Consider the following 26,825-nt stretch of genomic DNA (forward strand, 5'->3'; position numbering starts at 1 on the left):
AGGGTTTTCATTAGTACAACCAAATTTTATTTTAAAAAATGATGCTAAATATACTATATATTTTTACCAAAATTTTAGATTAACCTAAACTTATAATTAGATTTGCTTAATTTAAGTGTATGCATTCATTTACAGAAGAAAATTACCTCAAAGCCATATATCATCTAAGCGAAGGCAACAGTGTTGCCGTAAGTACAAACAGCATTGCTGAAGTAACAAATACGAAAGCGGCTTCTGTAACGGATATGCTGAGAAAATTGGCAGATAAGAAGCTCATCAATTATGTAAAATATCAGGGAGTTACTCTAACTGGTATTGGAATAAAGGCTGCTGTAAATATCATCCGTAAACATCGCTTATGGGAAGTATTTCTGGTTGAGAAACTTGGCTTTAAATGGGATGAAGTGCACGATATTGCAGAAGAGCTCGAACATATCAATTCAATTTCGCTGATCGACAGGCTCGACGATTTTCTTGGAAACCCAATTGCCGACCCACACGGCGACCCTATCCCGGACAGGACGGGAAACTTCAAGCATAAAACACTGATAAAAGTGTCTGATATGAAACAGGGACAAGGCGGTATTATTTCTGGCGTGAGTGAACATTCTTCTATATTCCTCAAGCATTTGGAAAAGCTGTCTTTAACGCTTGGGACTAAGATCATCATTACGGATGTGATCGAATTTGACGGATCCATAATATTGACTGTTGATGAAACTAAAGAAAGAACCATTAGCAGGGAGGTGGCTAAAAATATCCTCGTAATCCTATGAGCAAAAATGACGAGTCGCTAAGCGAAGTTCACAGTTCAGTAAGCACTGCCGGCAAAACAGGTTGGAGAAAATTAATGGCCTTCATTGGCCCCGCTTATCTTGTAAGTGTAGGTTATATGGATCCAGGCAATTGGGCAACCGATATTGCAGGGGGCAGCCAGTTTGGGTATCAGTTGATTTGGGTGCTGTTAATGTCCAATCTTATAGCTCTCCTATTACAATCTTTAAGTGCACGTTTAGGAATTGTCAGGGGACTTGACCTGGCACAGGCTTCACGAAATGCTTATCCTAAATATGTCAACTATCCCCTATACGTACTGGCCCAGATCGCCATCATAGCCTGCGATCTTGCAGAGATTATTGGTATGGCTATCGGACTGAACCTGCTTTTCGGATTACCACTCATCTGGGGAATTTCAATCACGATACTTGATACCTTCCTCTTGCTTTTCCTGATGAATAAAGGAATGCGAATGATGGAAGTATTTATTGTTTCCATGGTCTTCATTGTTGGTATATCGTTTCTGACAGAGATGTTTATAGTAAAACCTATGCTTGGTGAAGTCTTGTCAGGATTCAAACCCTCCGTACTATCAGGGAATGCACTTTATATAGCTATCGGTATTATCGGAGCAACGGTAATGCCACATAACTTGTACCTCCACTCATCACTTGTTCAAACAAGGAAGATCGACCGAACTGGCAAGGGGATCAGGGAAGCTCTAAAATTTAATCTGATTGATACAACAATAGCACTGAACCTGGCTTTCTTTGTCAACGCGGCAATTCTAATTCTGGCGGCAACGGCATTTTATAAAAATGGCCTTCATGAGGTAGCTGAAATACAGGATGCCCACAGGCTTTTGGATAATATCTTCGGGCCCCTTGCTCCAACATTATTCGCCATAGCACTGATTGCTTCCGGGCAAAGTTCAACCATTACCGGTACGCTTGCAGGGCAGATCGTGATGGAGGGCCATTTGAACCTTCGGATCCAGCCTTGGATAAGACGGCTCTTAACCCGTTTACTAGCCATTATCCCTGCTTTTTTTACCATCCTTTATTTTGGCGAAGATGCATTAGGCGGACTTCTTGTATTGAGTCAGGTGGTATTGAGCCTGCAGCTTGGTTTTGCTATTATCCCCTTAATCCATTTTAACTCCGACAGGAGAAAAATGAAAGAATATTCAATCAAAACCTGGGTACAGATCCTGGCCTGGTTAAGCGCTCTAATCATTGTGGGATTAAACGTCAAGCTAGTTTTTCAGGAAGTGACAGAATGGATAAGCGCCGGCAGCGATGTATGGCTTATTTATGCCACAGTTATACCGGTGATAATCATCGTAAGCCTGCTATTGCTATACGTAACATTTGCTCCTTTTTTCAGAAAACACAGTGGAAGCTTATCGAATGTCCCACATGGCCCCGCGTTGGAGATCGATACGATCGGAAATATACAGTATAAGATGATTGGGATCACCGTCGACTTTTCGAAAAACGACCGTAATACCATCCGGCATGCACTTATTCAAGGAGGTAAAGACGCCAAGTACACGCTGATCCACATCGTTGAAACTGCTGGAGCCCGTTTTCATGGCGAGAAAGTACTGGATCACGAAACCCAAAGCGATACTGACAACCTGGAAAAATACAAGATCAATTTAAAAGATCTTGGCTATGAAGCTGAGGTATCTATAGGTTATGGAACTGCTGCAAAGGCTATTTCACAAATCGTCAAAACAAATAGCCTGGACCTGCTTGTAATGGGTGCCCACGGCCACAAAGGTATCAGCGATCTGATCTTTGGAACCACGGTGGATACAGTAAGGCATAATGTAAATATTCCGATCCTGATTATAAAGTAGTCCTTGCCCGGCGGTCTTAATACAGTTGCTGCTTCAGAATAGCTCCCTGAATTCACGTTCTAAAAACACTGTAGATTAAGATTTTAGTCCCAAAGCAGTTTGGCTAACACCTGAGTGATAGCGTCAGGTGACAAGTAACCATCTTGCTGGTAAATGATTTCATTCTGTTTATTAAGAATGCATAGAGTGGGATAGGAAACCTGCCCATTAATTGTTCCCAATTCTTTTGCCAGGCCGTTTACTCCCTGCTCATACCTGAAAGTCCGGCCGGCAAAAGTAATGCTGTCTTTTTCCTCAGCATCAAGGAAAACGGTTCGGTATTTATCAGCCAAAATCGTTGAGATCTTCTTGCTCCTGAGCATACTGTTCTTCATCGCGTGACAAAACTTACACCAGCTAGTCGATATAAGCACGACCACAGGCCTCGCTTCCTGTGCCTGTAAAACATTGAGCTCATCAAATTTAAGGGCCCTATTCTGCCCACAAACATTAAAGGCTAAGAGCAGGATGACTGAAGCTATTATATATCCCTTAAACATTTTATTTGATCGTTAGTCTCAAGCCCAGGAAACCGCGAATCCCCTGGTTAGGCGCGTAAACGTATCCCGGATCAAAAGTTAATCCATAGGGATTTGAAGGAGTAGGAATAACGTTGCCTGACGCATCGGTTTGCACGCCTTTATCAAACGGGTCTTGACTTCTCGCAATCAGGAAAGGTTCCGATCTGCCGGGCGTCCAGTTAAGGAGATTTTTAATTCCCCCATATATTTCAAGTTGATTCATGCCGGAGTAAGTAAACTGAATGTTTTGCAGGCTCCAAACGGGAGACAATCCCTTCCTGGGATCATTATTACTTAACCGCGGCAGACGCATCGGTCCGTAGATGTTACCAGTGTAATCTATTCCTAGATTTAACTTCTCCAGCTTATAAGAAATGCCCCAGGTTCCGGTCCATTTTTCGGTAAGCATTGGCCTCATTCTTTGCCTTGCTATATTATCCTTTGAGAAAACATCCAACAAGGAACCACCGGCAAGAATTTTCAAACCGTTGGCAAATACCATGTCAAAATTAGAGCTGATACCGCGTGAAACCGCGTACCCACTCAGATTACTGTAAATGATCTGGTTTGCATTGCTTAAGTAATCTGGGATAATTTGATTGTTAAAGTGAGTATACCATGCCGATAGGTCTACGTTTATAAAACTTCCGCTGGTAAAATAGATCTTCTTAATGAAGTTGAGGTTGGCATTATAACTTCTTTCGGGCTCCAGCTTTTCTGTCACAATCACTTCGCGTGAACCTGTGAGAGCGGCATGCTCTTCAGTAAAAAGACTAACGACCCTAAAGCCTGTTCCAGCGTTAAGACGAAGTATATTGTTATCATTCAGAACCCATTTGTACGCAATTCTCGGCGTCAGAATGTTTCCGTGGACAGAATTGTAGTCATAACGCATACCAAGCAATACTTTATGCTGCCCGCTCAAAGCTATTTCGTCCTGAACAAAAACTCCCGGCAGCCAAACTTTATCAACGTTATTGACGCCGTTGGGCAAAGCCGTGGCTGGCGTATTATCGTCATACATCGTATAACGAAGGGCCGTTCCAAAAAGCAGGTCGTGGCTTTTTATCTTCTTATCCCAGCTTAACTGGCCGAATGCGATCTTCTGCCGGGCGCCGTAGATAGTACTCCCGTAAACCGAGTTTTGGGCGTGGTCATTTAAGGAAAAAGCCAGAGTCATCGATTCCCGCACTGGAAGCTGGTAAGACCCCAGAAGTTCCCAGCGGTTTGTATAGATGCTCTCAGCATAACGGTCCGAACCTCCCCGGTAGGATGGATTCCATGTGACATCCCCGCCCCATCTGTCTTCGTAATTATACCTGGCAGCAAGGCTAAACTGGCGGTTCTCAGGACGGGCAAAATTCCATTTTTGAAAAAGCGAAATCCGGTCCTGCTGGGTTACATCCGTGAAATTATCGCCATTCTTATCTATACGATTACCGTATTTAAAATAGTTAATTCCCGTCAGAACTTCTGTCTTTTTACCAGCCTGAAATCTAAACCCAAGGTCCGTGTTCATTTCTCCCCAGGAGGTAGTGAAAACATCTCCCGAAAATGCCGGGGCATTCCGAGGCTTACGGGTGATGATATTAATCAGGCCGCCTACTGCCTCCGATCCATACAAAGAAGACGCGGGTCCTTTTACTATTTCCACACGTTCTATAAGCGCATTTGGTATGCCAGACAGCCCATAAACAGAAGACAACCCACTGACGATTGGCATACCATCAATTAGTATCATCGTGTAGGGACCTTCTAGGCCGTTAATATGTATATCGCCGGTATTGCAGATATTACAGTTTAATTGCGGTCGCACACCATTAACATTCTGCAGCGCATCGAATACCGAAGGTGTCGGATTTTTCCTGAAAAATGCCGGGCTGTAAACTTCCACAGGCACCGGACTGGCAAGGCGGCTGACCTCCTTCATCGTACCTGTTACAACCACTTCGTCCAGGGACGAGGCATCCTGCTTTACAAGAAGAAAATCTGCTCGTAAAACCTGACCGGCCTGCACTTCAACAGATTTGCTCTGTATTTTGTATCCGAGATATGATACCGAGATAACATATTTGCCTGGTACTATCTCCTCCAGCCTGTACCTCCCGGCCGAGTCTGTTGACGTCCCATATTTTGAGTTATTGACAGAAATAGTGGCAAAAGAAATAGGCTCCGAAGAGGAAACAGTACCATAAACACCGCCGTTCTGCCCGGCGGCCGATAATGAGTGAAACAGCGCAAATACAAGTAAGATTTGAAACCTCATAAATTAGATCAATAAAAAAAACTCATCAGCTAATTTAATATCATGAATTAGATTAACAAAAATACAATTTTAGATTAATCTAAAAAAATAAATATATTGATTTAATCATGTCAATTCGACTTGTCAGAATTCTTTCTGATATTTGTGTTTAAACACAATGGGAAGCGGGATAAACATAAAGAACAAAAGAGCGCATTTTGAGTATCATATACTCGAAACTTATACTGCGGGAATGAAGCTTCTGGGTACCGAAATAAAATCTATTCGCGAGGGCAAAGCGGATATCAATGACGCCTTCTGCGCATTTCTTGACGGCCATTTATATGTTCGTAACATGCAGATAGCAGAATATTCGCATGGATCTTTTTATAACCATGAAGCAAAGCGCGACCGGGCATTGTTGCTTAACAAGAAGGAAATCTCAAAGCTGCGATCGAAAATCGAAGAGAAAGGTTTTACGATAATACCGTTAAAGATATTTACGAGCGAACGTGGTTTTGCCAAACTGGAGATCGGTCTGGCGCAGGGTAAAAAGATCTATGACAAACGCGAGACGCTAAAAGACAGGGATGCTAAAGTAGAAATGGCGAGAGCCATGAAGCGTTAACCGAAAGGTTTTACCATGCCTGTTCCCCCACCAACGGAACAAACCTAAAGGTGTCCAGAACGATCTTCTCGTAATCATTCTCCCCTGCTCTTAATACAGTGATCATTTTTTGAGATTTTTCATCGCCGACAGGAATTACAAGAATACCACCTATTTTCAATTGCTTAAGCAATACTTGCGGCACCAGAGGCGCTCCGGCAGTAACAATTATCTTATCATAAGGTGCATGTTCTGCAATACCTTTGGAACCATCTCCAAAAAAGAATTCGGCCTTGTAACCTATATGGGGCAACACCTGGCTTGTCCGGTTATAAAGATTTTCCTGGCGTTCGATTGTATAAACTTTGGCACCCAGTTCAAGCAGGATACATGTTTGATAACCCGACCCCGTTCCTATTTCGAGGACTTTATCCCCCTTCTTTACATGAAGTAATTCCGTCTGGTAAGCTACGGTATACGGCTGCGATATGGTTTGCCCGTCGCCTATTGGAAAAGCAATATCCTTATAAGCTTGTTCCCAGAACGTTTCATCGAAAAAATAATGACGAGGGACTTTACCTATCGCTTTCAGTACTCTTTCATCATTTATTCCCCGGTCTCTCAGCTTTTCGACCAACTTCTTACGGGCTCCCCTTTCTCGGTAATTATCGACTAACTTATGTGCCATTCCGGTGTAAAAGTAGGTTTAAGGTTGGATATTGGGAATTAATTTTGAAAAGGATTGAGCCTGGAAATCCGGGCCGGAGAGTGAAGTCTGAGATTCACAGCCTAAGGTATAATTACATATTGCCAGTTAACGATCAATTTATTCAGCCACAGATAGGGCCACTATCTCAATAGGGATCCACATCTGTCTGAATATACACACCTTTATTAGCAGGATCCGCGTCAAATGCAGAAAGTATGTCGCGCAGTGCATCCTTTATCTTCTGTATAGATATACCTTCTTTCTCGACTTTTATAAGAATGGTTTGAATATAATAATTCCTGATCCGACCTATCAGTGGTGTTTCGGGCCCAAGTACCCGGTCGGCAAACTGCGCTCGGAGTATGCCTGCGAGCGAGGCCGCAATAATTACCAACTTTGAAGAATCTTTATGTTTAACGTCCAGTTGGATAAGACGGTATAAAGGCGGGTAATGGAAGTTTCTTCTCTCCAGTATTTCTGTGTCAAACATTTCCTCATAATCACTTTTAATAACCTGGCTTATCACCCTATGAGTGGTATCGTATGCCTGAATGATCACTTTGCCCTGCTTCACCCGTCGGCCAGCACGGCCGGAAACCTGCGACAATAATTGAAAGCTTCTTTCGAAGGCCCGGAAATCAGGATAGTTTAACATGCTGTCTGCGCTGATAATCCCAATAGTCGTTACGTTTCCAAAGTCAAGCCCCTTAGCTACCATTTGAGTTCCCACAAGAATGTCTATCCGCCCCTCTTCAAAATCATTCAGCAGTACCTGAAAGCTATTACGGGAACGTGTAGAATCAAGATCCATCCGGGCAATACGCGCGTTCTCGAACAGCATTTGAAGTTCATCTTCGATCTTCTCAGTGCCAAATCCTCTCTGTTCGATTTTTGCCGACCCGCAGGCAGGACATAGGTTTAAAACCTCCTGCCTGTAGCCGCAATAATGACAATGAAGTTTAGCGCTGCTTTTATGAAAGGTCAGGCTTACATCACAGTTGATGCATTTTGGCGTATAACCACAGGTAGCGCACAACAAAACAGGTGTATAACCCCGCCGATTCTGAAACAGTATAATCTGTTCCTTTCTGAATAAAGCCTCACGGATCTCTTTTATGAGCACAGAAGTGAAATGAGACTGCATCGTTTTGCGCTTCGTCTCTTCGGCAATACTTACTACTTCAATTAGAGGTGACTGCACTCCTCCATATCTTCCCTTCAGGCTTACTATGCCATACTTTTTGATTTTTGCATTATAAAAGCTCTCCAGGCTGGGCGTTGCTGATCCAAGAATTATTTTTGCTTTGTGCAGGTGAGCAAGATACACTGCTGTGTCCCGTGCATGATATCTGGGAGCCGGGTCATACTGTTTATAAGAAGACTCGTGCTCCTCATCAACAATAATCAAACCCAGGTTTTGAAAGGGAAGGAATATCGAGGATCTGGCGCCCAAAACTATCTTATATTCACCCTTAAGCACTTTCTGCCAGACCTCGGCCCGCTCGGCATCGCTAAATTTAGAATGATATATACCAATCTGATTGCCGAAATATTGGCGAAGTCTTTCAATAACCTGGGTGGTGAGAGCTATTTCCGGCAACAGATAGAGCGTTTGCCGCTCATCTAATATCATTTGTTCAATTAAACGAATATAGATGAGCGTTTTCCCCGAGGAGGTTTCGCCGTGGAGCAATACCACATCTTTATCCGACAATTCCTTTTGAACCTGCTCTAATGCAATCTGCTGCGCTTCATTAAGTTTAAACTGCAAAAACGTCTCAATTTCTTCACTGCTTAAACGGCTTACTACCTTATTTTCCTGTACAAAGATTTCCTTATCAATCAAAGACTTTAAAATTGCCGCACTACTCCCGCTTGCCTCTATCAGATCTGTCTTAGAGATCGTTTCCTGCTGTCTTTCCAGCTTATAATACGCTAAAAGAAGTTCAAGCTGCTTAGGTGCCCGTTCCAGAATTTCGAATAAACCCCTGCGATTATCCGGCTCATTATAAAAGGAATTCAGAGTTATAAAGGCCTTCTTCCGGGGCTTAAACTTCTCAGTGATCTCCTCCGAAATGATGATAATATTTCTTTCAAACAACGCCCGAAGAAGTGGAAAAACAGTTTTTTGACCGAGAAGCTTACTGATCTCGCTGACCCGCAGCTCTGAATGTAATTCCAACGCATCAAGTATCAGGAATTCCTTATCTGAAAGAAGTGTTTTGTCGACTTCAGCAGATTGATTTAACCTCACTCTTGTTTCACTGGCGAGCTTTAAAGCCGCGGGCAAAGCTGCCTGCATTACTTCTCCTAAATGACATAGATAATATTCCGAAATCCATTTCCACATCACCAGTTGAAACTCATTAACAACCGGCTCCTCGTCAAGAACATCAATTATATATTTTGCCTCGTATAGTGACGGCGGCGTTTCTGATATCAGAAAAACAATGGCTGTGTATATCTTGCTTTTTCCAAACTGAACAACCACACGTTTCCCAACACCAACCTGCTCTGACATCTCAACTGGAACCCGGTATGTATATGTTTTAGAGATAGCAAGTGGTAAGATAACTTCCACAAAAATCGTTTTCCGCGCGTTACCTTGCGTTTCGAAAAATTCGAGCATTATTTATTCTTAACCGTAGCTACAAGAAGACTGACCCAGCCCAGGATAAAGAACACTCCACCAATTGGGGTTACAGGACCAAGAACGGCTGTGTCAGTTATATTTAGGTAATCCTTTAGCGACAAGAGATAAAGGGATCCCGAGAACAGCAGGATACCAAACGTAAAAAACCATGAAGCTGCGTTAATTGCCCTGCTTTTAAACCGGGAAAAAGTTGCCAGGAAAAGTAAGGCTAATGTATGATAGAACTGATATTGAACAGCTGTCTCCCAGGTATTTAATTGTGCTTCAGAAATTATGGTCTTTAATCCATGAGCGCCGAATGCTCCTAATACAACCGCCAGGATTCCGAATATAGAAGCGATAATAATTATCCGTTTGTTCATATTGTTGGATTAGATTGCTAATTTAACAAACCTGTTAGCAATTCTTCTGCAAAGGCTGAAAAATATAATTTTGCATAAAGGCCATATTAATGAAAATTATACTTGGAGTTACAACAATCCTATTGCTCGCTGTATTTTCTGTAGCCTATCTCTATTTCTCCAATTTATCCGTTGACAGCCGCAGTAATGATAAAGCCCTCTCCGGAATACCATCAAATGCTTCGGTAGTCTTTCACTTTGTCAACGACAAAGGGCTCTATGATATTTTCAAGGACTATCCGGTATTTAATGATATTATCGGCGACAAAAGAAAGCTGGAGCTCTCCTGGTTGAAAGATCTTTTACTAAATAACGAAGACCTGTACATTTCTACCCAGGGTTTAAAAGTCTTTCTATCATTTCACCCTGATCAGGATGACAACTTTAACTTTCTTTGGTCTATGCCACAAAAAGCCAGCATGGAAGTTACCGAGATCAGCGATCTGATTAAAAAAGGAAATAACAATCAAACCAGAATAATATTACCGGGGTCATTGATTGAGGTTAGGAATAAACTGCTGGACAGACCATTTTATCTGGGTATCGACGGGAATATTATAAGAGGCAGTTTTGAGCAATCCTTGTTGACTGCCAGCATTGATCTGAAGTCAAAAAAACTAACACCTGAGTTTATCGAAGAGATTAATAATTCTCTAAATAAAGATAATGATGCGCTATCAAGCTTGTTTATCAACCACCAGGAGCCTGGATTTTTAGAACCCATATTCAAGCAAAAACCTATTAGCAACTTCGGCTTATTCAGCAGTTTTTCGGCGTACTCAAGCCTCAATTTAAACTACAAAAGCGATGCTTTGATGTTCAACGGAATTTCCAGGATAACTGAAAAGCACGATGGATATTTAAATCTGTTTCTTCATCAAAAACCGGTACAAAACACTATAAAACGGATTATTCCCACTAATCTATCAAATGCAATATGCTATGGATTATCCAGCTATGATCTTTTCAACAAAGACTTGAACCGCTTGTTCCGGAACAGAAAAGAGGATAAAGCATTGGAAGAAAAAATACAAGTGATCGTTAGCGAAACCGGCATAAACCCAGATAGGGATATTAAAAAACTATGGGGCAACGAATTCAGTAATATCCAGCTATCCACCTACGAAAATCTGGCTGTAATGAGAATTTCCAACGGCCGCCAGTTACAATTCTACCTTGAGCCGTTGAGCTCATTCTATTCGGAATCTGTCCGAAAGATGAACTATGAAAGTCTCTTTTATTATTATTTTGGGGATCCATTGAAGAAATATGATAAACCATTTTTTGCTGTAACAGACAATCTGGTGATCATTTCCAATTCTCCGGGCACCGTACAACGGTTCCTCTCTGGTTACAATTCCAACAAGCTATTATTCGACAACGAGTCTTTTATACAATTCGATCAACTCGTAGCGGATCAAAGTAACATTTCGTTCCTGTTTCAATTCGACAATTCCAAAAGCCTCCTGGGAAGCTTGTTGAAAAAACAATATTCTCAACTATTAACAAGCAAAGAACATGGCTTCAGAAATTTCTATGGTCTTTCATTTCAGCTTACCAGCAATACAACTCATTTCTTTACAAATTTCTATCTTGGATACAAAAACTCTTCAGCAGCTAAGTCTGATTCCCTCGTATATAGGGATAATGTTGCTGGTTTGGGTTCAACAAACTGAATTTAACACCCTGATCTTATTTTCTTGAAACGCACGTTTTTACTTCTTTTTTTGATCGCCTGCCAAGGGCCGGCCTGGGCGCAACAGTACAGCCTGTATAATAGCCGCACACTCTATGATGTATTCGAAAACCCATCGCAAAGTGCCTACCAGATTGATACCAGCCGGAGATTTGCTTTCAATTTCTTTATACCGAACATCGGCATAAACGCCACCTTTAGCGGAGATGGAGAGTCTTCATTTAAATCGCTCATCTATGATGGAGTGTTTAAGGGAACGGGACTGGAACTGGGGAAAGGGTCACGCAATAACAGGCTGGCATTGAATACCAACAATTACCTGGCAATGTTTAGAATGCTAAAAACGGTGAAGAAAAGCCGGGAAATCGGCTTATCGTGGCAGGTCAGAAATGATGCCAGGGTAAGAGCAACGAACGAGACATTTGCACTGTTTGACGACTTTGACCTGTTCGCTGAAGATTCATACAAAGATATTGTCAATGATTACCTGCTGAACCAATCTTATCATCAATTTAGTCTCAGCTATAGGGAGAATGTAACAAGACGATTGTCCGTTGGAGTTAAAGCCAGCTTACTAAGCGGCATAAGCTATAACGAGCTAAAAGTGAGAAACTCTGAATTAAATATCTATCCCGAAGACGATGAAATTGATATCATGGTTGCCGGACGGTTCCGTTCAAGTTTCATGCTGGATAATTTCGAAGCCTCAAGCATTAAGCCGAATTTCAGGAATCCAGGACTTTCTATTACTGCCGGGGCGGGATATAAATTCAAATATGGCTGGTCAGTTTTTGGCAACCTGAAGGACCTGGGGATAATAAGATGGAGTAAATCTTCGTATGAATATGCCTTCAATACGGGACAGATAATTATAAACAATGCCTCCAACTCGACTTCCGATGACCGGTTGGCCGACAGCCTTGACAAGAGGATCAGCAACAGCAGAACGAATAAATCATTTATAAGTACTATTAATGGTAAAATTGAATTCCTGGTAAACAAAGACTTCGGTAATTATCAGCCAAATCTCATTGTTGCAAAAAGTTTATTTAATAATGCCGGCGATATAGCGCTTATTAACAATTATCGTTTTAGAAATTATGTATTTACGTTATCAACCGCATATAATACAAACATGTTCATGCAGGTTGGCGGGCAGTTTATGATAAAGACTCCAAATAAGGAATTCTTTATTGGAAGCGACCAACTGTTTAAAACGATACAATTTGCAAAAGGATTTAACGATAGCAGCCCTCCCTATCCGGCTGGCTATACTGGTGCTTCGTTCTACCTCGGCGCAGGTTTCAAGTTCGGACGGGTTCTGGAGCATCCGGCAAACGCCAATTATATCCCCGGTATGGAAGAATCAAACGGGGGCGGATTCATAAAAAGGATATTCAGGAAGAAAAGCAATTGATTTATTCAGAATTTTAACCGATCACTTTTCAAATTCAGGAAATAATCGCAGGCTTCCCAGCCACGAAATCCTTTAAATAGAATGGCTCGAAGTACGCCATGTTCTCGGTTATATTCTTAATTAATTTTTCGTGGGCGGGGACAGCGAGGTGAGATGCTGAGTTTACGAAATTTACAATCCTGATATTATCCCTCCCTGCGAAAAGGCTTCTGAACTTTTCGGATCCATCCCCAAATAAAATCAACTCCCGGTCATCAAATTGGTCAAATGAAGTCTGATCGATGATCTTAGCATTCACATCCTCAATAACACTCAGATCGATATCATAAATTCCAGTATAAACTTCCATTCTCCTGGCATCTATCATAGGAATCAAATATGCCTCCGGATCAATATCAACCTCCTGCTTCACCAAGCCATAGACCATTGAATCCAGGGTATTTACGCTGATCAGTGGGATATCAAGAGCATAACAAAGACCTTTTGCAGTAGAAACTCCTATCCTCAAACCCGTATAGGAACCAGGACCTTTGCTTACAGCAATAGCCCCCAGATCTTTATATTGCTTTTCAGCGCTTTCCATCACCTCTTCGATGAAAAGAGTTATGTGGGTTGCATGGATATTTCGCTCGTTGGCTTCCTTTACAGCCAGTACTGTATCGCCTTCACTCAAAGCCACAGAGCACGATGTAGTCGCGGTCTCGATAAGCAAGATAAGCTCCTTATTCATAGAATTATTTTATAGTCAGGGGACAGGATCATAACCGTGCCCGCCCCAGGGGTTACATCTGCCGATTCGCTTTAATGTTAACCAACCTCCTTTAAATGGGCCATGCTTTTTTATGGCCTCAATCCCATAGTGGGAACAGGTTGGTGTGAACCGGCACTGCCTGCCCAGAATCGGCGACAACAAATATTGGTATGTCTTTATTATAAACAGGAAGAAACCTGCCACCGCTGGTTTGATCACTTTATTCCACATTGCTTTCGAGATAAACCTTTTTGAACTTCACGATAGCAGCATTGAATTTCTTTTCCATAAATGCGTATTCGCCTATCTCGTTCCCAATATAATTGATACCCAGAAGTATAGCAGAAGAATGCTCGTTAAGAAAAGGGTAAAGGCTTTGGGATTTCTGAAGTCTGTATATTTCTCTGATCCGGCGTTTAAGCAGATTTCTGTCGACAGCCCGCTTAAACTTCTTCTTAGGAACGCTGATCAGCACCTGGACAGGTCTTTCTTCCGGCAGAGCTTCAGAAAGCCAAATGATACGAAAAGGATACAACAAAAAAGAAGAACCGTTATGAAAAAGCTTATCAATAAGCTTCTTACTACATAACCGTTCTTCTTTAGTAAAACTAGACATTCAAATTGTTATTTAGCCCGGCAGACAAGCAGATTTTGATCTGCAACATTCGCAAGGCTACGAATAACAATCAAAATTATGCTTTGTGGCGACGCTCGTCAGATACAGATAATCTTTTTCTGCCCTTAGCTCTTCTTGATGCTAATACTCTTCTTCCGTTCGCACTGCTCATACGCTCTCTAAATCCGTGCTTATTTCTTCTTTTTCTTTGAGAAGGCTGGAATGTTCTTTTCATGACTTTTAATCTATTGTTGCTCTAAAAAACAGGAGTGCAAATATAAGGTTGATTTTTCACAAATCAAACAACAGATTTAAAATATGAGACCAAGAGACTTATTATTTAAAAAATTAACTTCTCTGGCTTTTAAGAATGTCCCTAATATCAGTCAGAAGAGCCTCTTCTTTGCTTGGAGCAGCCGGAGCAGCCGGAGCCTCGACCTCTTTACGCTTAAGCGAATTAATTACCTTAATAAGTGCGAAAATACAAATAGCCACGATGAAGAACTGGATAAGCGTATTGATAAAGTTTCCGTATCGAATAGCCACCTCTTCTACCTTATTAACAGCATCAGCAGCTACCAATACAACTTTCTTGTCTGCAAAATCGACGCCACCGGTTAAATATCCGATTGGCGGCATTATAACGTCGTCAACAAGTGAAGTAATGATCTTGCCGAAGGATGCTCCGATTATCACACCCACTGCAAGATCGACAACATTCCCTTTTGAGATAAATTCTTTAAATTCTTTTACAACTGACATAAGTTTAGGATTAAATATTATCGGTTAAATCTAAATTAGCTTTTAAATGTTTATAAACAAAATTTATTCTAACGACATAGAACAAGGGTATTAACGCAGATATTTTTGAGTAAGTTTTATTTCATACCACCATTATTGTGTAATTTTACCCCATATTCCAAACCATGCTAAGACAAAATCTTCAACAAAAGCTTCTTCAAAAACTCTCTCCCCAGCAGATACAGTTCATTAAGCTTTTACAGGTGCCTACTGTCTCCCTGGATACACGCATTAAAGAAGAGCTGGAAGACAATCCCGCACTGGAAGATCTAAGCCTGGCAAACATGAATGAGCCAACTGAAGAATATCCAGACCGCGACCCTGAAGATGATAATTTCAACTCTGAGGAGGGACAGGACACCATGGACGAGTTTAACGTGGATGATTACCTTCAGGATGATAGCTTAAACGATTATGGTTCAAAATATGATCAGAATGGAGACGACGATGATGATCGCAAAGAAATCCCAATAGCAATACAAAGCTCATTTTTTGAAAGTCTTCAGGCTCAGCTTGACCTTGTGCCCCTGTCGGACAAGGATTTCCGAATTGGCCAGCAACTTATCGGGAGCCTTGATGACGACGGCTATTTACGTCGGCCCATAGCTTCCCTTATTGATGATCTTGCCTTTTCGCAGAACGTTTTTGCGGAAGAGGATGAAGTGCTGGAAATGCTGAAAGTGATCCAGTCCTTTGATCCTGCCGGGGTGGGTGCCCGCGATCTCCAGGAGTGCTTGCTCATCCAGCTAAGAAAAAGAGACCAGACTCCTGTAATTCAGAAAGCAACGACAGTTGTTGAGGAGTATCTCGATGAGTTTACCAAAAAGCATTACGACAAACTGGAACGTTCACTAAACATGGATTCCGAAGAGCTCAAAGATGTGGTGAACGAAATCCTTAAGCTAAATCCAAAACCGGGAGATTCAAATGCGGTAACAACCAAGCAATTGCAAATCATTCCCGATTTTCATATCAGCAACAACGACGGTGTTTTGTTTTTGACTTTGAACTCTCAGAATGCCCCTGAACTCCGTGTAAGCCGTTCTTATCAGGAAATGTTTGAACATTACGACAAGACATCCCAGAAAGACAAGAAACTTAAAGAAGCCGTGCAGTTCGTTAAACAGAAACTGGATTCGGCCAAATGGTTTATTGATGCAATTAAACAGCGTCAGCAAACTCTACTGAAGACCATGAATTCAATCATGAATTATCAGTATGAATATTTTCTTACCGGCGATGATAAAAATCTGCGGCCTATGATACTTAAGGATATTGCAGACAGGATAGGAATGGATATTTCTACCGTTTCACGGGTAGCCAATTCCAAATACGTGCAGACCGAGTTCGGTACATTTCTTTTAAAATCATTCTTCTCAGAAGCTATCCAAATGGACAGTGGTGAAGAAGTTTCAAATAAAGAGGTTAAGAAGATACTTGAAGAGTGCATTGGGAAAGAGGATAAACGGCGTCCGCTGGCTGATGAAAAACTTACTGAGATCCTGAAAGAAAAAGGATATAATATTGCTAGACGAACCGTTGCCAAGTACCGCGAAGCGATGAATATTCCGGTGGCGAGGTTAAGGAAGGAGTTATAAGTTTTACGTTATAAGTTTTAAGTCTGGACGGAACCACCAGCCGCCGAAAGTTACGAATTTCAGTTTTCAGCTTTCACCTTTCCACTTTCACCTCTCCACTTTCAACTTTTCACTTTCAACTTTCAACTTTATTACCAACTCTTCTGCGGGCAGCTAACCTTATACCGGTTATTTAGAAACACGCCTAACACGATCTCATGTGACCCATTACTCACCGTATTTAGACCAGAAGTAGTAAAATCATAAGAATATCCGATATTCATAAAAGAACCCACATTAAACCCTGCCATCGCTGCGAATGCATCATCTTTACGATAGCTGCCCCCCATCCAGAATTTATCCCGATAGGCCATTTTTAGATTTACATCGACAGATGCGGGAACCGGAGAAACAATTTTGACCATGACTGATGGCATAACAGCAAAATCATCCCCGAGGTAAACTTTATATCCGGCCGAGATAAACATGTGCGGCACTTTCTTACCCTGGTCGTAAGTTTCATCATCACTGAAACTGATAGGAGTAGACAATAATTGCTGAGCGGCAGCTCCCACAAAATACCTGGGACCATATAGCCAAACCCCGGCACTTATATCGGGCCTCAACTGGTTGTAGTCGCCAGTTCCTATTGCTATATCACTGGGATCTTCAAGAACAATCCTGGACCTGTCCAGATATATCTTAGAAACCCCGGCAGCTACACCAAGCGACAAATTAACATTTGAACTCAGCCCCATATGGTAGGCATAGGTGGCATTTATATCCGTCCTCGTAATTGGTCCTGCTTTATCCGACACGACATGAAAGCCCACCCCGTGATGAGGCTCAGAAGCCATGTAGGTCTGTACATAACTCCTACTATTGGGATTAGTGCCTCCAGACTGCGGTACCGAAGTCGAAGTGCCGTAAAGAAAGTTCTTTCCTAAAGGCGCATGAACCGATATATATGAGGTCTCAGGAGCACCGTCGAGACCCTGCCATTGACTTCTGTACCCGGCTTTAACATCGATGTAATTCTCGATACCGGATATTGCCGGGTTTAAAATATAGTTATTAAAGATATATTGAGTATACTGAGGCCGCTGCTGTGCGCCAGCAAATTGAAGCAAGCCCATAAGTAGTAATACCGATATAAATCTCTTCATCATTGCTATTTAACCGCCAGCCCTACCTTCTAATTAATAAGTTTAGTAATGTACAAACCTATGTTTAACATTATATACTGCTTTTATCGTTTATGTAAATACTAATGTACAAATTATTGCTCCAGCCCCTTCAAACAGACATACGTAATAAAATGTTCTGCAGGTTGTTCTATCTTAAAATAGTAACCCACCCCGTATAAGCCGGCAGGCCCATTTTAGGATCAATCACATAATAATAAGTTCCTACAGGTAATTGGCTGCCATTTGAATTTCCATCCCAAGGTGTTGTATATCCGATTGAAGCATATACTTTGACACCGAACCTATTAAATATATCAACCCGTACCTCAGGATAACTCTCAAGATAATCGATAAGCCACAGGTCGTTAACCCCATCCCCATTAGGCGTGAACGTGTTACGAATGATCGGTTTTTCAACGACTTTGATAAAAATATCGTCTGTGATCACGCAGCCCTCCTCTGTTGTGATGGTAAGGGTATATGGAGTATCCTGCGTAGGAGTAGCTGTCGGATTCCTGATATCATCCCGGTCCAATCCGGCGGAAGGGCTCCATTTATACCTCAGGTTGGTTCCCGTCGCGCTGATATTAAAGGTAAAGGAACCACCTTGCAATATTGTCAAATCCTCCCCTATGTCCAATGAAGGAGCCGGAACGGTAACGGTTTGAGTAATGCTATTTTCACAACCCGTTGCACTTGTAACTGTTAGCGACACAAGGTAATCCCCACCTTTCACATACTCATGCCTGATGCCTGAGTTACTTGTATTATCAACTTTGGGGCTTCCATCACCGAAGCTCCAACTCCATTTAACAATATTGCCGGCATCTATTGTCGACATGTCGGTAAAAGTTACCTCGTATTCCGTACACCCCGGCTTCGTAAAGGCAAATGCCGCTTTAGGTACAGTGCCGATAGTCAGCGTTTGTTCAAAAGCCACCGCCTGGCAGCCAATGGAATTTTCAACAAGAAGTTTTACAACGTAATTACCGGGTGCAGCAAAAACATGAACAGGATTTTGCTCTTCGGAGGTTCCATTGTCACCAAAATCCCAACGCCATTTGGTGATGGGATCTCCCTTATCCTCGCTTTGATCGGTAAATTGTATTTCCGTCAATGCACAGAAATTAGTTGACGTCTTAAACCGAGGTACTGGCGGGTCATACACTTCCAGACTCAGATCTATTTGCTGCTCCCCTAGTGCACAGCCACCCATCGATGGGTACTTGGCAATGACTTTTATGATTTTAACTCCGGCTGTGGGATATGAAACAGGCCTGGGGAAATAGTAATCATAATAAGTTGTTCCATTTCGCACTACCCCCGCTACCGGCGTGGTAATTGTCTGTTCCTCAAAACTTCCACCTTCCGCGAATTGCCATGAAAGGCTCAGCGCCGGGGATGTCAGCGTCACTTTCACGTTAAAGTCCTGATTACTGCACGCAGCGATAATTTCCTCTTTGGTATCTGTTTTTACTGCAATCACGGACTGAGACGAAGCCAGGTTGGTTCCCGCTGAATAAGCATAAGATTCCGCATATCCAAAGCCGTAGGCTATTGCATTAAAACCTTCACTGGCCGATAGATTAAAACTATTTGTGTTATATGAATTAAGATTCAGCTGCAAATAAGAATAGCCTGGAGCACCTTTTAACGGTGTAAATTTTTGTGCAGGTGTTACACCGTTCACTTTGAACGACGAAACAGCGATCGTTTTGATCAATACATTAATATACTGTTCCGTTATTGCCTCCTTGGGAGAAGAATAAAGTGTTATATTTTTAATATTATATTCAATAGGATTCATAATAACCATGTCGGCATCGCTATTTTGGCCGACACCACCGGCACAGGTTACGCTGAGAGCGTATTGCGCGGCAGCTATCGGGTTATTAGCAGTTATATATGCTGGTTCGGTTACCGGCCCCGGGGTAGTATACATCTGCCCTGCATTGAGCGTTGCAACCTCAGTTCCATTATACACCACTTTTGTATTATCCTCTTTAGCCACCACCCGGACATAATTACCATTAGTCCTTACATTACTTCCACCGGCGCTGATCGAACTGAAGGGAATGAACCCATAACTTTTTCCCCAGCTTTCAACAGGATAATTTTGTTGATACAGGGGATCCGATGAGGCGAAACCATTCCCGGCGTCTACACACGACGTTGGCAACACAACACTAGAGTTGGTAGTACCAGAGAATAAAGCGAATTTGTTACATGCAGAGGTTAAAGGGTCGACGAACACTTTAGTTCCTGTAAGGTCGTTGGGAGATAAAAATTCGTAGACATCGCCGGCATTAGGCAAAAACACTCCTCCCGGAACCAGATCCGTACCATTTCTATCCTGAAAAAAGATTCGTGTATTGGGATCCACAGCAGCGACAACAATATGATTCTGGCTTAAGGATCCGCCCGCCGCAGGGCCTATTTGGTAGTTCATAGAGAAATACTGCTGGCCCAATGCTTCCCGCGGAAGAATAAGTGAGGCCGCCGAGCGCCGGCCGGCAAATATGTGACCATAAACCACCACCTTTGGTTTCCCAGGATCTACTATAATTCTGATAGCCCTGTTGGTAAGTACCGTTTTTTGATCATTGTGATCGATATAAGCTGCGGCACGTGGCACTTTTACTTCAACCACAGAATTACCCTGGAGCAAATTAAACGGGATTATAGTCCCATTTACAGATACAACACCCGAAGAAGGCTGTTTCCCTGTAATAAAAATTGAATATTCGGCGAAGTTATTTCTCACCAGCACATTATTGACGTAATCCGGTGCATTGACATGCGAGGGAAAAACCGCATAAAATTCTGTCCCTTCATTTGAAATACCCTGGGCCCGAACATATTGAAAGGCAGCTATAAAACTGATTAACAGTATAAATTTGTGTGTAATCCTAATGCGCATCTAAATTGTTTCGGTAGATCATCCTGTCGTTATATGTAAGATACGTTCTTCAACCTAAGAGCTGTTAGTATTATTTAAAAATCTCCAGGTTAATCAAAAAAAAATACCGGACAGTAAGCTGCCCGGTATTTTCCTATCTGTTAGCAAAGACTATTTTCTCAGAGATGCTATAATTCCCAACGCTTCCTTGGTTGAAGCTGTCAGCTCAGTATATTTTTTATTTTCCATTACATCTTTACTGACCAATTTGCTCCCCATTCCAACGGCACAAACTCCCGCTTTAAACCAGCCTTCAATATTAGCCTTATCGAGCTCCACGCCTCCTGTTGGCATAAACAACAGTCCGGGAAATAACTCTTTGATCGCCGACATGAATCCTGGCCCCAGAATGTTTCCCGGGAATAGTTTTACCATTTTAGCCCCTAAAGTTTCAGCCTTAATGATCTCGCTTGGAGTCATACAGCCCGGGACCCAAAGAATGTCATGTCTATTAGACACCTCGGCTACACTTTCAACCAACCCCGGGCATATAATATAATCAGCTCCGGCGTCAATAAAAGTCTGCGCCATCGCACCATCTTTGATCGTGCCCACGCCCAGGTACATTCCCGGCATTTCAGCGTCAATCACAGAACGCATCTTCTTAAAATTCGCCAGCGCGGCCTCACCCCTGTTGGTGTATTCAACGGTACGTATCCCTGCACTGTACAATGCTCTTAGTATTTCTACGCTTGTATCTTCGTCTTTAAAAAAATATAAAGGTAAAATCCCTTGTTCAGGTATTAATTTTAAAAGTTCTGCTTTCTTACTCATGTGACATTTATGTTTGAGCCACTAAAGTAGCGAATTTATGAAAAGATTTGTGTAAAATGTCTATCACCTGACCTGACATCTCCATTAAAGTAACAATTTTCAAGTTATTACATGAATTGATATCTGAAACTTTCAAATACCGTCCTTTAATGTATTTTTGTTAAATCCTTAGGGATATTAACAAACCTTCTTTTCAACTTAAAATATCAGAATAACAATGGCCAAAAAAGTCGTAACCCTTGGAGAAATAATGCTTCGCTTATCGACTCCTGATTTCAAAAGATTCGTACAAAGTGACAATTTTGATGTAACGTATGGTGGCGGTGAAGCAAACGTTGCTGCCGCGCTTTGTAATTATGGTTTAAACGGATCATTTGTTTCTAAAGTGCCCGACAATGCAATAGGCCAGTCAGCGATCAACCACCTTCGTCGTTATGGTGTGGATACCCAGCATGTTGCCAGAGGTGGTAAGAGGTTAGGTATCTATTTCCTGGAAACCGGTGCTTCCATGCGTGCTTCTCAGGTCATTTATGATCGTGCTGATGCTTCAATCTCTGAAGCCGATGCTTCTGAGTTTGATTTTGACGCTATTTTCGAAGGAGCCGACTGGTTCCATACAACCGGTATCACACCGGCTTTGAGCGATAGAGCCGCTGCACTAACTGAAGCAGCACTAAAGGCCGCAAAAGCTAAAGGAATTACCACAAGTATAGACCTTAACTACCGCAAAAAGCTTTGGAGCAAAGAAAAAGCAAGAGAGGTAATGACCCGGCTTTGCCAGTATGTTGATGTTTGTATCGGTAATGAGGAAGATGCGCACGACAGTTTAGGCTTTACCAGCAAAGGTACTGATGTTACTAAGGGAGAATTAAACCTTGACGGTTATAAAGATGTTTGCCGGCAGCTTAAAGAAAAATTTGGCTTCAAATACGTTGCTTCAAGTTTACGGGAAAGCCACAGCGCATCCGATAACGGATGGTCTGCTTTGGTTTATGATGGCTCTGAATTCTACAGAACCAAGAAATACGAAGTTCGTATCGTTGACCGTGTAGGTAGCGGAGATTCATTTGCCAGTGGTTTCATTTACGGATTGGTAACCGGCATGAAAATGTCTGATGCTGCTGAATTCGGCGTTGCTGCATCAGCCTTGAAACACACCATTCCTGGCGACCTTAACCATGCCACACTATCCGATGTAAAAGCGTTGGTTGGAGGCGACGGCTCCGGACGTGTTCAGAGATAATTTATAAAAGAGCCCACCTACCTAAAATAGGTGGGTTTTTACTTAAGCATGTAGTTAAACACAAATAAAATGATCATAGATACCCTTGATAACGCTGCCAGGTACTATAGCGTTCACCCTCTTTTTCAGAAGGCATTCGAATACATCAAAACCCAGGACCTCAAATCAATCGAAGTAAGCAAATTCGATATCAGCGAAGGATTGAAAGGCGTAATTGCGGAAAAAGAAGGTATGACTGCTGAAGAATCAGCATCGAAATTTGAATGCCACAATAACAACATTGATATTCAGCTCTGTATAACAGGCCCTGAAATCATCGGATGGCGCCCCCGGAGCACGTGTTCAAACCCAAAAGAGGAATATAATATAGAAAAAGACGTGTTATTTTTCAATGACGCGCCTGATATGCACTTCACGCTAAACGATAATCAATTTGCGATCTTCTTTCCTGAAGATGTTCATGCTCCTATGATTGCTGACGGAGTGGTTAAAAAGATGATCATTAAGGTTAAAGCCTAGTCGGATAAAGGAATAAAGAGCAAGGAATAGGGAACAAAGACAAATCCCCGGTTAACCGGAAGTTCGGTCCTTATTCCTTGTTCTTTTCATCCATACACATATTGGTCGAACTCGGCCATCAGTGCCCTGGTAACTGGGCCGGGTGTACCGTCACCGAGAACCCTACCGTCAACTTTAGTAACAGGCAAAATATTTTTTGTTGTGCTGCTGATGAATGCTTCCTTCGCATGACGGAGGTCGTCCATTGTTAATTCGCGCTCTTCTATTTTAAAATTTCCTGTTTTAAGCTGGAGAATATGCTTACGGGTAACGCCTTTCAAAATATTGGTTTTCGAAGTTAGGATCTCGTCTTTTTCATTAATAAGAAAAAAGTTAGCCCGCGGACATTCCCGCAGCATACCATTATCATGATAAAGAATATCATCAGCACCGGCCTCCTTTAACACAGGTTGCAGCCATATTGCTTTTAAATAGTCAAGCGTCTTTGCCAAAGCAAACTGCCTTTGGTAGTCATATGTCATCAGATGGATTGACTTCTCAAAGTCCCGGTTGACCTCAAATTCCTGCTGTGTAATGATAATATTTGACGAAGACGCTATATTAAAACCGTCGGGCGAGTACCCACCGGTTAATGTGATCCTTACCCCGGAGTCTGACAACTTGTTTTTATCCAGAAGTGCGGTAATCTGAGCAGTCAGATCATTCCTACTGAGCTTAACCGGCAAGCGCATCTGTTCAGCCGAACTATAAAACCGGTCCAGGTGATCCTCAAGAAAAACTGGCTTTCCGGCAACTGTTTTTAAGAAATCGAAAATCCCGTAGCCTCTCTGAATGGATAGGTCGGTGATCTTTAAGGTAGCTTCCTCCTGTGAAATTATTGAATCATTTACCAGAACGTACATGGTCAGATTTATAAACGTTTATATTTTTTTAATATAGGAACAACTTTATCCAGCGGCAATGCCTCAACAAAATTACCCGACCGGCCGGACATAGACGTAGCAGCGAACAATGAGTTAATAATAGCCTCTTCCGTTGCTTCTATGGCAGCCATGAATAACTGGGAAGTAAAATCATTATGTAAATACTCCGCTTTTAACAAGGGCGACTGAGGCTGATGCGGAATACGGATGGGAGCTGCGGTTGAAAATGCGATTACATAATCTCCACTCCCGTTGGATGCGATACCGCCGGTTTTTGCCATGCCCATAAAAGCTCTTTTGGCCAATCGCTCGAGGTTACGTGCGTCAAGTGGCGCATCAGTAGCAACTACCATCATGCAAGAGCCGTCAGCATTATTCAGAAGTTTATCACTGAATGAAAATTTTCCTAACTCCTCTCCTACAGGAACACCATCGATCTGCAAGACGCCTCCAAAATTGGTCTGGGTCAGAACACCGACAGTGTACCCGCCCAAACCCTGAGGCAGCTTTCTTGAGGATGTACCAATACCACCTTTAAAACCGAAACAAACGGTACCTGTACCGGCTCCAACATTCCCCTGTGATACCGGGCCTTCGCTGGCTTTCTGAATCGCCCTGAGTACGTCCGACTTTGTCACATGTCTTCCGCGAATATCGTTCAGATAGCTGTCGTTGGTCTCGCCAACAAGGGCATTTACCGACCGTACATTTTCATTGCCCGGCTGAAATAATGTATAGTCTACTATAGCTTCCATCGCCGCAGCAACACTCAGGGTATTCGTCAGAATAATCGGAGTCTCGAGGTTACCTAATTCGTCCACTTGCGTACTACCGGCAAGCTTACCAAATCCGTTGCCGCTGAATATTGCAGCAGGCAGTTTCATTTGAAAAATATTTCCCGGTTGAGGTATTATAGCTGTTACACCGGTTCGTATGGAATCGCCTTTGATAATCGTTTCCTGCCCCACCTTCACACCCGGAACATCAGTTATGGCGTTCAGTTTACCCGCACTTAAAACTCCCATTCTTAGACCGAGAGTACGTGGAAGTACTCTTTCCTGCGAAAAACCGCAAAGAGACGCAAGTAAAAGCAGTGCACAAAAGAAACATCTTTGCATCACACAATATTAATGAATAATCCGGACTCTGAAAGGAAATCTAAAACCTCTTTGTTACCCGTCGGACAGGGTATTTTATTTTAGCAGATAGAAAAGTATATTGCATCTTAAAACAACCGAAATTGAAACCCGGAACCCTAAACAAACTTCTAATCCTGACTTTCTGCGCTACTGCGTTCAGCCAGGTAAATGCTCAAAGTAAAAGGAAGATCGAAAAGATATTCAAAGCTTCTGAGATCGTCAACAACCATTATACAGGCTTTGCTTTGTATGATCCTGCAAAAGACAAGATGATATATGAACTGGACGCGAATAAACCCGCGATACCAGCGTCCAACACTAAAATTATAACGTTATATACGGCCTTAAACATGCTCGGTGACTCCATTCCGGGATTACGCTACATCACAAACGGAGATTCCCTGATATTCTGGGGTACGGGCGACCCTTCGATGCTTCACCCCGACCTTAAATCCACCAGGGTATATGATTTTTTAAAGAACTCTGATAAGAAGCTCTTCTATTCACACAGCAATGCAAGTACAGATTTTGCCGGTTCGGCGATCTATACGATAGCAATGGTGTCACTGCCTGTTGGTGAAAACACTGCCCAGGCTTATGCTGGCCCTGATGGAAAAGTTCGGCTGAAACCTGAATTCTTAAACGAATTTCTGAGGCTCGATACGTCCTATCATCCGCGTGCATTCTCCGTGCGACGGGATGAGAGAACAAATACATTCAGCTATCCGGCCATGCCAGTGCCTGCGAATTTCAAGCAGACTGTTTATTTGGTACCAGGCGCAAAATTAACCCAGCAAACTTTAACTGAGGTTCTTGGCAAACCCGTCAATATAACTGGTATGGCCCTTCCTGCTGAGGCTAAGACGATCTACAGCATTCGCGCTGACTCACTTTACAAAAGGATGATGTTGCCCAGCGACAACTATCTTGCAGAACAAATACTTTATTTATGCTCCTCCACCCTTCCCGGTAAATTAAGCGTGGAAGCGGCTATACAGCACAGTTCAAAAAACTATCTGACCGATCTGCCCGACCTGTTTCAGTGGCGCGATGGCTCGGGACTGTCAAGGAGCAACTATTTCAGTCCGAGATCCATTGTAAAAATGCTGATCAAGACCCGTGACAAAGTTAACGATGAGCAAAGATTACTTAACATGTTCCCTGTGGGCGGTGTAAGCGGCACTTTACGCACGGCGTTCAAAACAGACAATGGCGTTCCTTTCGTTTGGGCCAAAACCGGTACCCTCTCTAACGTGCGGATACAAGGTGGATACCTGGTAACCCGCAAAGGAAAGAAATTCATTTATTCCTTTATGAATAATAATTTCCTGATTCCCTCTGCCGATGTGAGTAATGAAATGGTCCGCATCATGACCCTGATCCGTGAAAAGTATTAAAATCCTGTAA

General features: G+C 42.4%; 24 protein-coding genes. 9 read left to right on the plus strand and 15 right to left on the minus strand.

Annotation, left to right across the window (positions count from 1 at the left end):
* Window positions 1–119 precede the first annotated feature (119 nt).
* Together P2W76_RS10675 and P2W76_RS10680 are read left to right on the plus strand one after the other, a co-directional pair.
* Window positions 120–776 (plus strand): metal-dependent transcriptional regulator, encoded by a 657-nt coding sequence (locus P2W76_RS10675; RefSeq protein ID WP_276347818.1) that lies wholly within the window; start codon window positions 120–122, stop codon window positions 774–776.
* The gene (locus P2W76_RS10680) at window positions 773–2,641 is read left to right on the plus strand and encodes an Nramp family divalent metal transporter (RefSeq protein WP_276347819.1); all 1,869 of its coding nucleotides are present in this window, start codon (window positions 773–775) and stop codon (window positions 2,639–2,641) included. Before P2W76_RS10675 ends, P2W76_RS10680 begins: the two co-directional genes overlap by 4 nt.
* Window positions 2,642–2,724: 83 nt before the next feature.
* Here the strand turns inward: P2W76_RS10680 and P2W76_RS10685 are convergent, their stop codons facing one another.
* Complete coding sequence (locus tag P2W76_RS10685; RefSeq protein ID WP_276347820.1) at window positions 2,725–3,180, minus strand: thioredoxin family protein; 456 nt, start codon at window positions 3,178–3,180, stop codon at window positions 2,725–2,727.
* Between the two features lies 1 nt (window position 3,181).
* A complete protein-coding gene (locus P2W76_RS10690) occupies window positions 3,182–5,467 on the minus strand; it encodes a TonB-dependent receptor (RefSeq protein ID WP_276347821.1) in 2,286 nt (761 codons plus the stop codon).
* 157 nt (window positions 5,468–5,624) lie between these two features.
* On the opposite strand from P2W76_RS10690, the gene smpB reads away from it, so the two are divergent.
* Window positions 5,625–6,074 (plus strand): SsrA-binding protein SmpB, encoded by a 450-nt coding sequence (smpB, locus tag P2W76_RS10695; RefSeq protein ID WP_276347822.1) that lies wholly within the window; start codon window positions 5,625–5,627, stop codon window positions 6,072–6,074.
* Between the two features lie 10 nt (window positions 6,075–6,084).
* On the opposite strand, the gene P2W76_RS10700 is transcribed toward smpB, so the two are convergent.
* The 3 genes from P2W76_RS10700 to P2W76_RS10710 all read right to left on the minus strand — a co-directional run bounded on the left by P2W76_RS10700 (window position 6,085) and on the right by P2W76_RS10710 (window position 9,777).
* On the minus strand, window positions 6,085–6,741 hold the full coding sequence (locus P2W76_RS10700; protein ID WP_276347823.1) for a protein-L-isoaspartate(D-aspartate) O-methyltransferase: 657 nt from the start codon (window positions 6,739–6,741) through the stop codon (window positions 6,085–6,087).
* A 166-nt stretch (window positions 6,742–6,907) separates the two neighbouring features.
* Entirely contained in the window at window positions 6,908–9,391 is a 2,484-nt protein-coding gene (priA, locus tag P2W76_RS10705) for a primosomal protein N' (RefSeq protein ID WP_276347824.1), read from the minus strand.
* Complete coding sequence (locus P2W76_RS10710; protein WP_276347825.1) at window positions 9,391–9,777, minus strand: DUF423 domain-containing protein; 387 nt, start codon at window positions 9,775–9,777, stop codon at window positions 9,391–9,393. Before P2W76_RS10710 ends, priA begins: the two co-directional genes overlap by 1 nt.
* A gap of 89 nt (window positions 9,778–9,866) precedes the next feature.
* Between P2W76_RS10710 and P2W76_RS10715 the strand changes: the two genes are divergently transcribed.
* Both P2W76_RS10715 and P2W76_RS10720 read left to right on the plus strand, forming a co-directional pair.
* Window positions 9,867–11,492 (plus strand): hypothetical protein, encoded by a 1,626-nt coding sequence (locus P2W76_RS10715; RefSeq protein ID WP_276347826.1) that lies wholly within the window; start codon window positions 9,867–9,869, stop codon window positions 11,490–11,492.
* 51 nt (window positions 11,493–11,543) lie between these two features.
* Window positions 11,544–12,929, plus strand: a complete 1,386-nt coding sequence (locus tag P2W76_RS10720) for a DUF5723 family protein (RefSeq protein WP_276347827.1) — start codon at window positions 11,544–11,546, stop codon at window positions 12,927–12,929.
* Window positions 12,930–12,963: 34 nt separating this feature from the next.
* On the opposite strand, the gene tsaB is transcribed toward P2W76_RS10720, so the two are convergent.
* The 5 genes from tsaB to mscL all read right to left on the minus strand — a co-directional run bounded on the left by tsaB (window position 12,964) and on the right by mscL (window position 15,058).
* Window positions 12,964–13,659: a tRNA (adenosine(37)-N6)-threonylcarbamoyltransferase complex dimerization subunit type 1 TsaB gene (gene tsaB / locus P2W76_RS10725; RefSeq protein WP_276347828.1), complete on the minus strand. Its 696-nt coding sequence runs from the start codon at window positions 13,657–13,659 to the stop codon at window positions 12,964–12,966.
* Between the two features lie 15 nt (window positions 13,660–13,674).
* Entirely contained in the window at window positions 13,675–13,911 is a 237-nt protein-coding gene (gene yidD, locus P2W76_RS10730; RefSeq protein WP_276347829.1) for a membrane protein insertion efficiency factor YidD, read from the minus strand.
* Window positions 13,901–14,296 carry a ribonuclease P protein component gene (locus tag P2W76_RS10735; RefSeq protein ID WP_276347830.1) on the minus strand — a complete coding sequence of 132 codons (396 nt, stop codon included), beginning with the start codon at window positions 14,294–14,296 and terminating at the stop codon, window positions 13,901–13,903. Before P2W76_RS10735 ends, yidD begins: the two co-directional genes overlap by 11 nt.
* Before the next feature lie 76 nt (window positions 14,297–14,372).
* Window positions 14,373–14,531: a 50S ribosomal protein L34 gene (gene rpmH, locus P2W76_RS10740; RefSeq protein WP_079701901.1), complete on the minus strand. Its 159-nt coding sequence runs from the start codon at window positions 14,529–14,531 to the stop codon at window positions 14,373–14,375.
* 113 nt (window positions 14,532–14,644) lie between these two features.
* Window positions 14,645–15,058, minus strand: a complete 414-nt coding sequence (gene mscL, locus P2W76_RS10745) for a large-conductance mechanosensitive channel protein MscL (RefSeq protein ID WP_276347831.1) — start codon at window positions 15,056–15,058, stop codon at window positions 14,645–14,647.
* A 164-nt stretch (window positions 15,059–15,222) separates the two neighbouring features.
* Between mscL and rpoN the strand changes: the two genes are divergently transcribed.
* Window positions 15,223–16,695, plus strand: a complete 1,473-nt coding sequence (gene rpoN, locus P2W76_RS10750) for an RNA polymerase factor sigma-54 (protein ID WP_276347832.1) — start codon at window positions 15,223–15,225, stop codon at window positions 16,693–16,695.
* Window positions 16,696–16,826: 131 nt separating this feature from the next.
* On the opposite strand, the gene P2W76_RS10755 is transcribed toward rpoN, so the two are convergent.
* The 3 genes from P2W76_RS10755 to P2W76_RS10765 all read right to left on the minus strand — a co-directional run bounded on the left by P2W76_RS10755 (window position 16,827) and on the right by P2W76_RS10765 (window position 21,594).
* Window positions 16,827–17,843: a type IX secretion system membrane protein PorP/SprF gene (locus P2W76_RS10755; RefSeq protein WP_346429831.1), complete on the minus strand. Its 1,017-nt coding sequence runs from the start codon at window positions 17,841–17,843 to the stop codon at window positions 16,827–16,829.
* 166 nt (window positions 17,844–18,009) lie between these two features.
* Window positions 18,010–20,781: a PKD domain-containing protein gene (locus P2W76_RS10760; RefSeq protein ID WP_276347833.1), complete on the minus strand. Its 2,772-nt coding sequence runs from the start codon at window positions 20,779–20,781 to the stop codon at window positions 18,010–18,012.
* 150 nt (window positions 20,782–20,931) lie between these two features.
* Window positions 20,932–21,594, minus strand: a complete 663-nt coding sequence (locus P2W76_RS10765; protein WP_276347834.1) for a bifunctional 4-hydroxy-2-oxoglutarate aldolase/2-dehydro-3-deoxy-phosphogluconate aldolase — start codon at window positions 21,592–21,594, stop codon at window positions 20,932–20,934.
* A 217-nt stretch (window positions 21,595–21,811) separates the two neighbouring features.
* Between P2W76_RS10765 and P2W76_RS10770 the strand changes: the two genes are divergently transcribed.
* Together P2W76_RS10770 and P2W76_RS10775 are read left to right on the plus strand one after the other, a co-directional pair.
* Window positions 21,812–22,837: a sugar kinase gene (locus tag P2W76_RS10770; RefSeq protein ID WP_276347835.1), complete on the plus strand. Its 1,026-nt coding sequence runs from the start codon at window positions 21,812–21,814 to the stop codon at window positions 22,835–22,837.
* 69 nt (window positions 22,838–22,906) lie between these two features.
* Entirely contained in the window at window positions 22,907–23,356 is a 450-nt protein-coding gene (locus P2W76_RS10775) for a YhcH/YjgK/YiaL family protein (protein WP_276347836.1), read from the plus strand.
* An 86-nt stretch (window positions 23,357–23,442) separates the two neighbouring features.
* Here P2W76_RS10775 and P2W76_RS10780 read toward each other — a convergent pair whose 3' ends face one another.
* Window positions 23,443–24,258: an aminotransferase class IV gene (locus P2W76_RS10780; protein WP_276347837.1), complete on the minus strand. Its 816-nt coding sequence runs from the start codon at window positions 24,256–24,258 to the stop codon at window positions 23,443–23,445.
* Between the two features lie 8 nt (window positions 24,259–24,266).
* A complete protein-coding gene (locus P2W76_RS10785; RefSeq protein ID WP_276347838.1) occupies window positions 24,267–25,397 on the minus strand; it encodes a P1 family peptidase in 1,131 nt (376 codons plus the stop codon).
* A 122-nt stretch (window positions 25,398–25,519) separates the two neighbouring features.
* On the opposite strand from P2W76_RS10785, the gene P2W76_RS10790 reads away from it, so the two are divergent.
* Window positions 25,520–26,815, plus strand: coding sequence for a D-alanyl-D-alanine carboxypeptidase (locus P2W76_RS10790; protein ID WP_276347839.1), 1,296 nt, complete (start codon window positions 25,520–25,522; stop codon window positions 26,813–26,815).
* Window positions 26,816–26,825: the final 10 nt, after the last annotated feature.

Source organism: Daejeonella sp. JGW-45, from assembly GCF_029360805.1.
Lineage (GTDB): Bacteria > Bacteroidota > Bacteroidia > Sphingobacteriales > Sphingobacteriaceae > Daejeonella.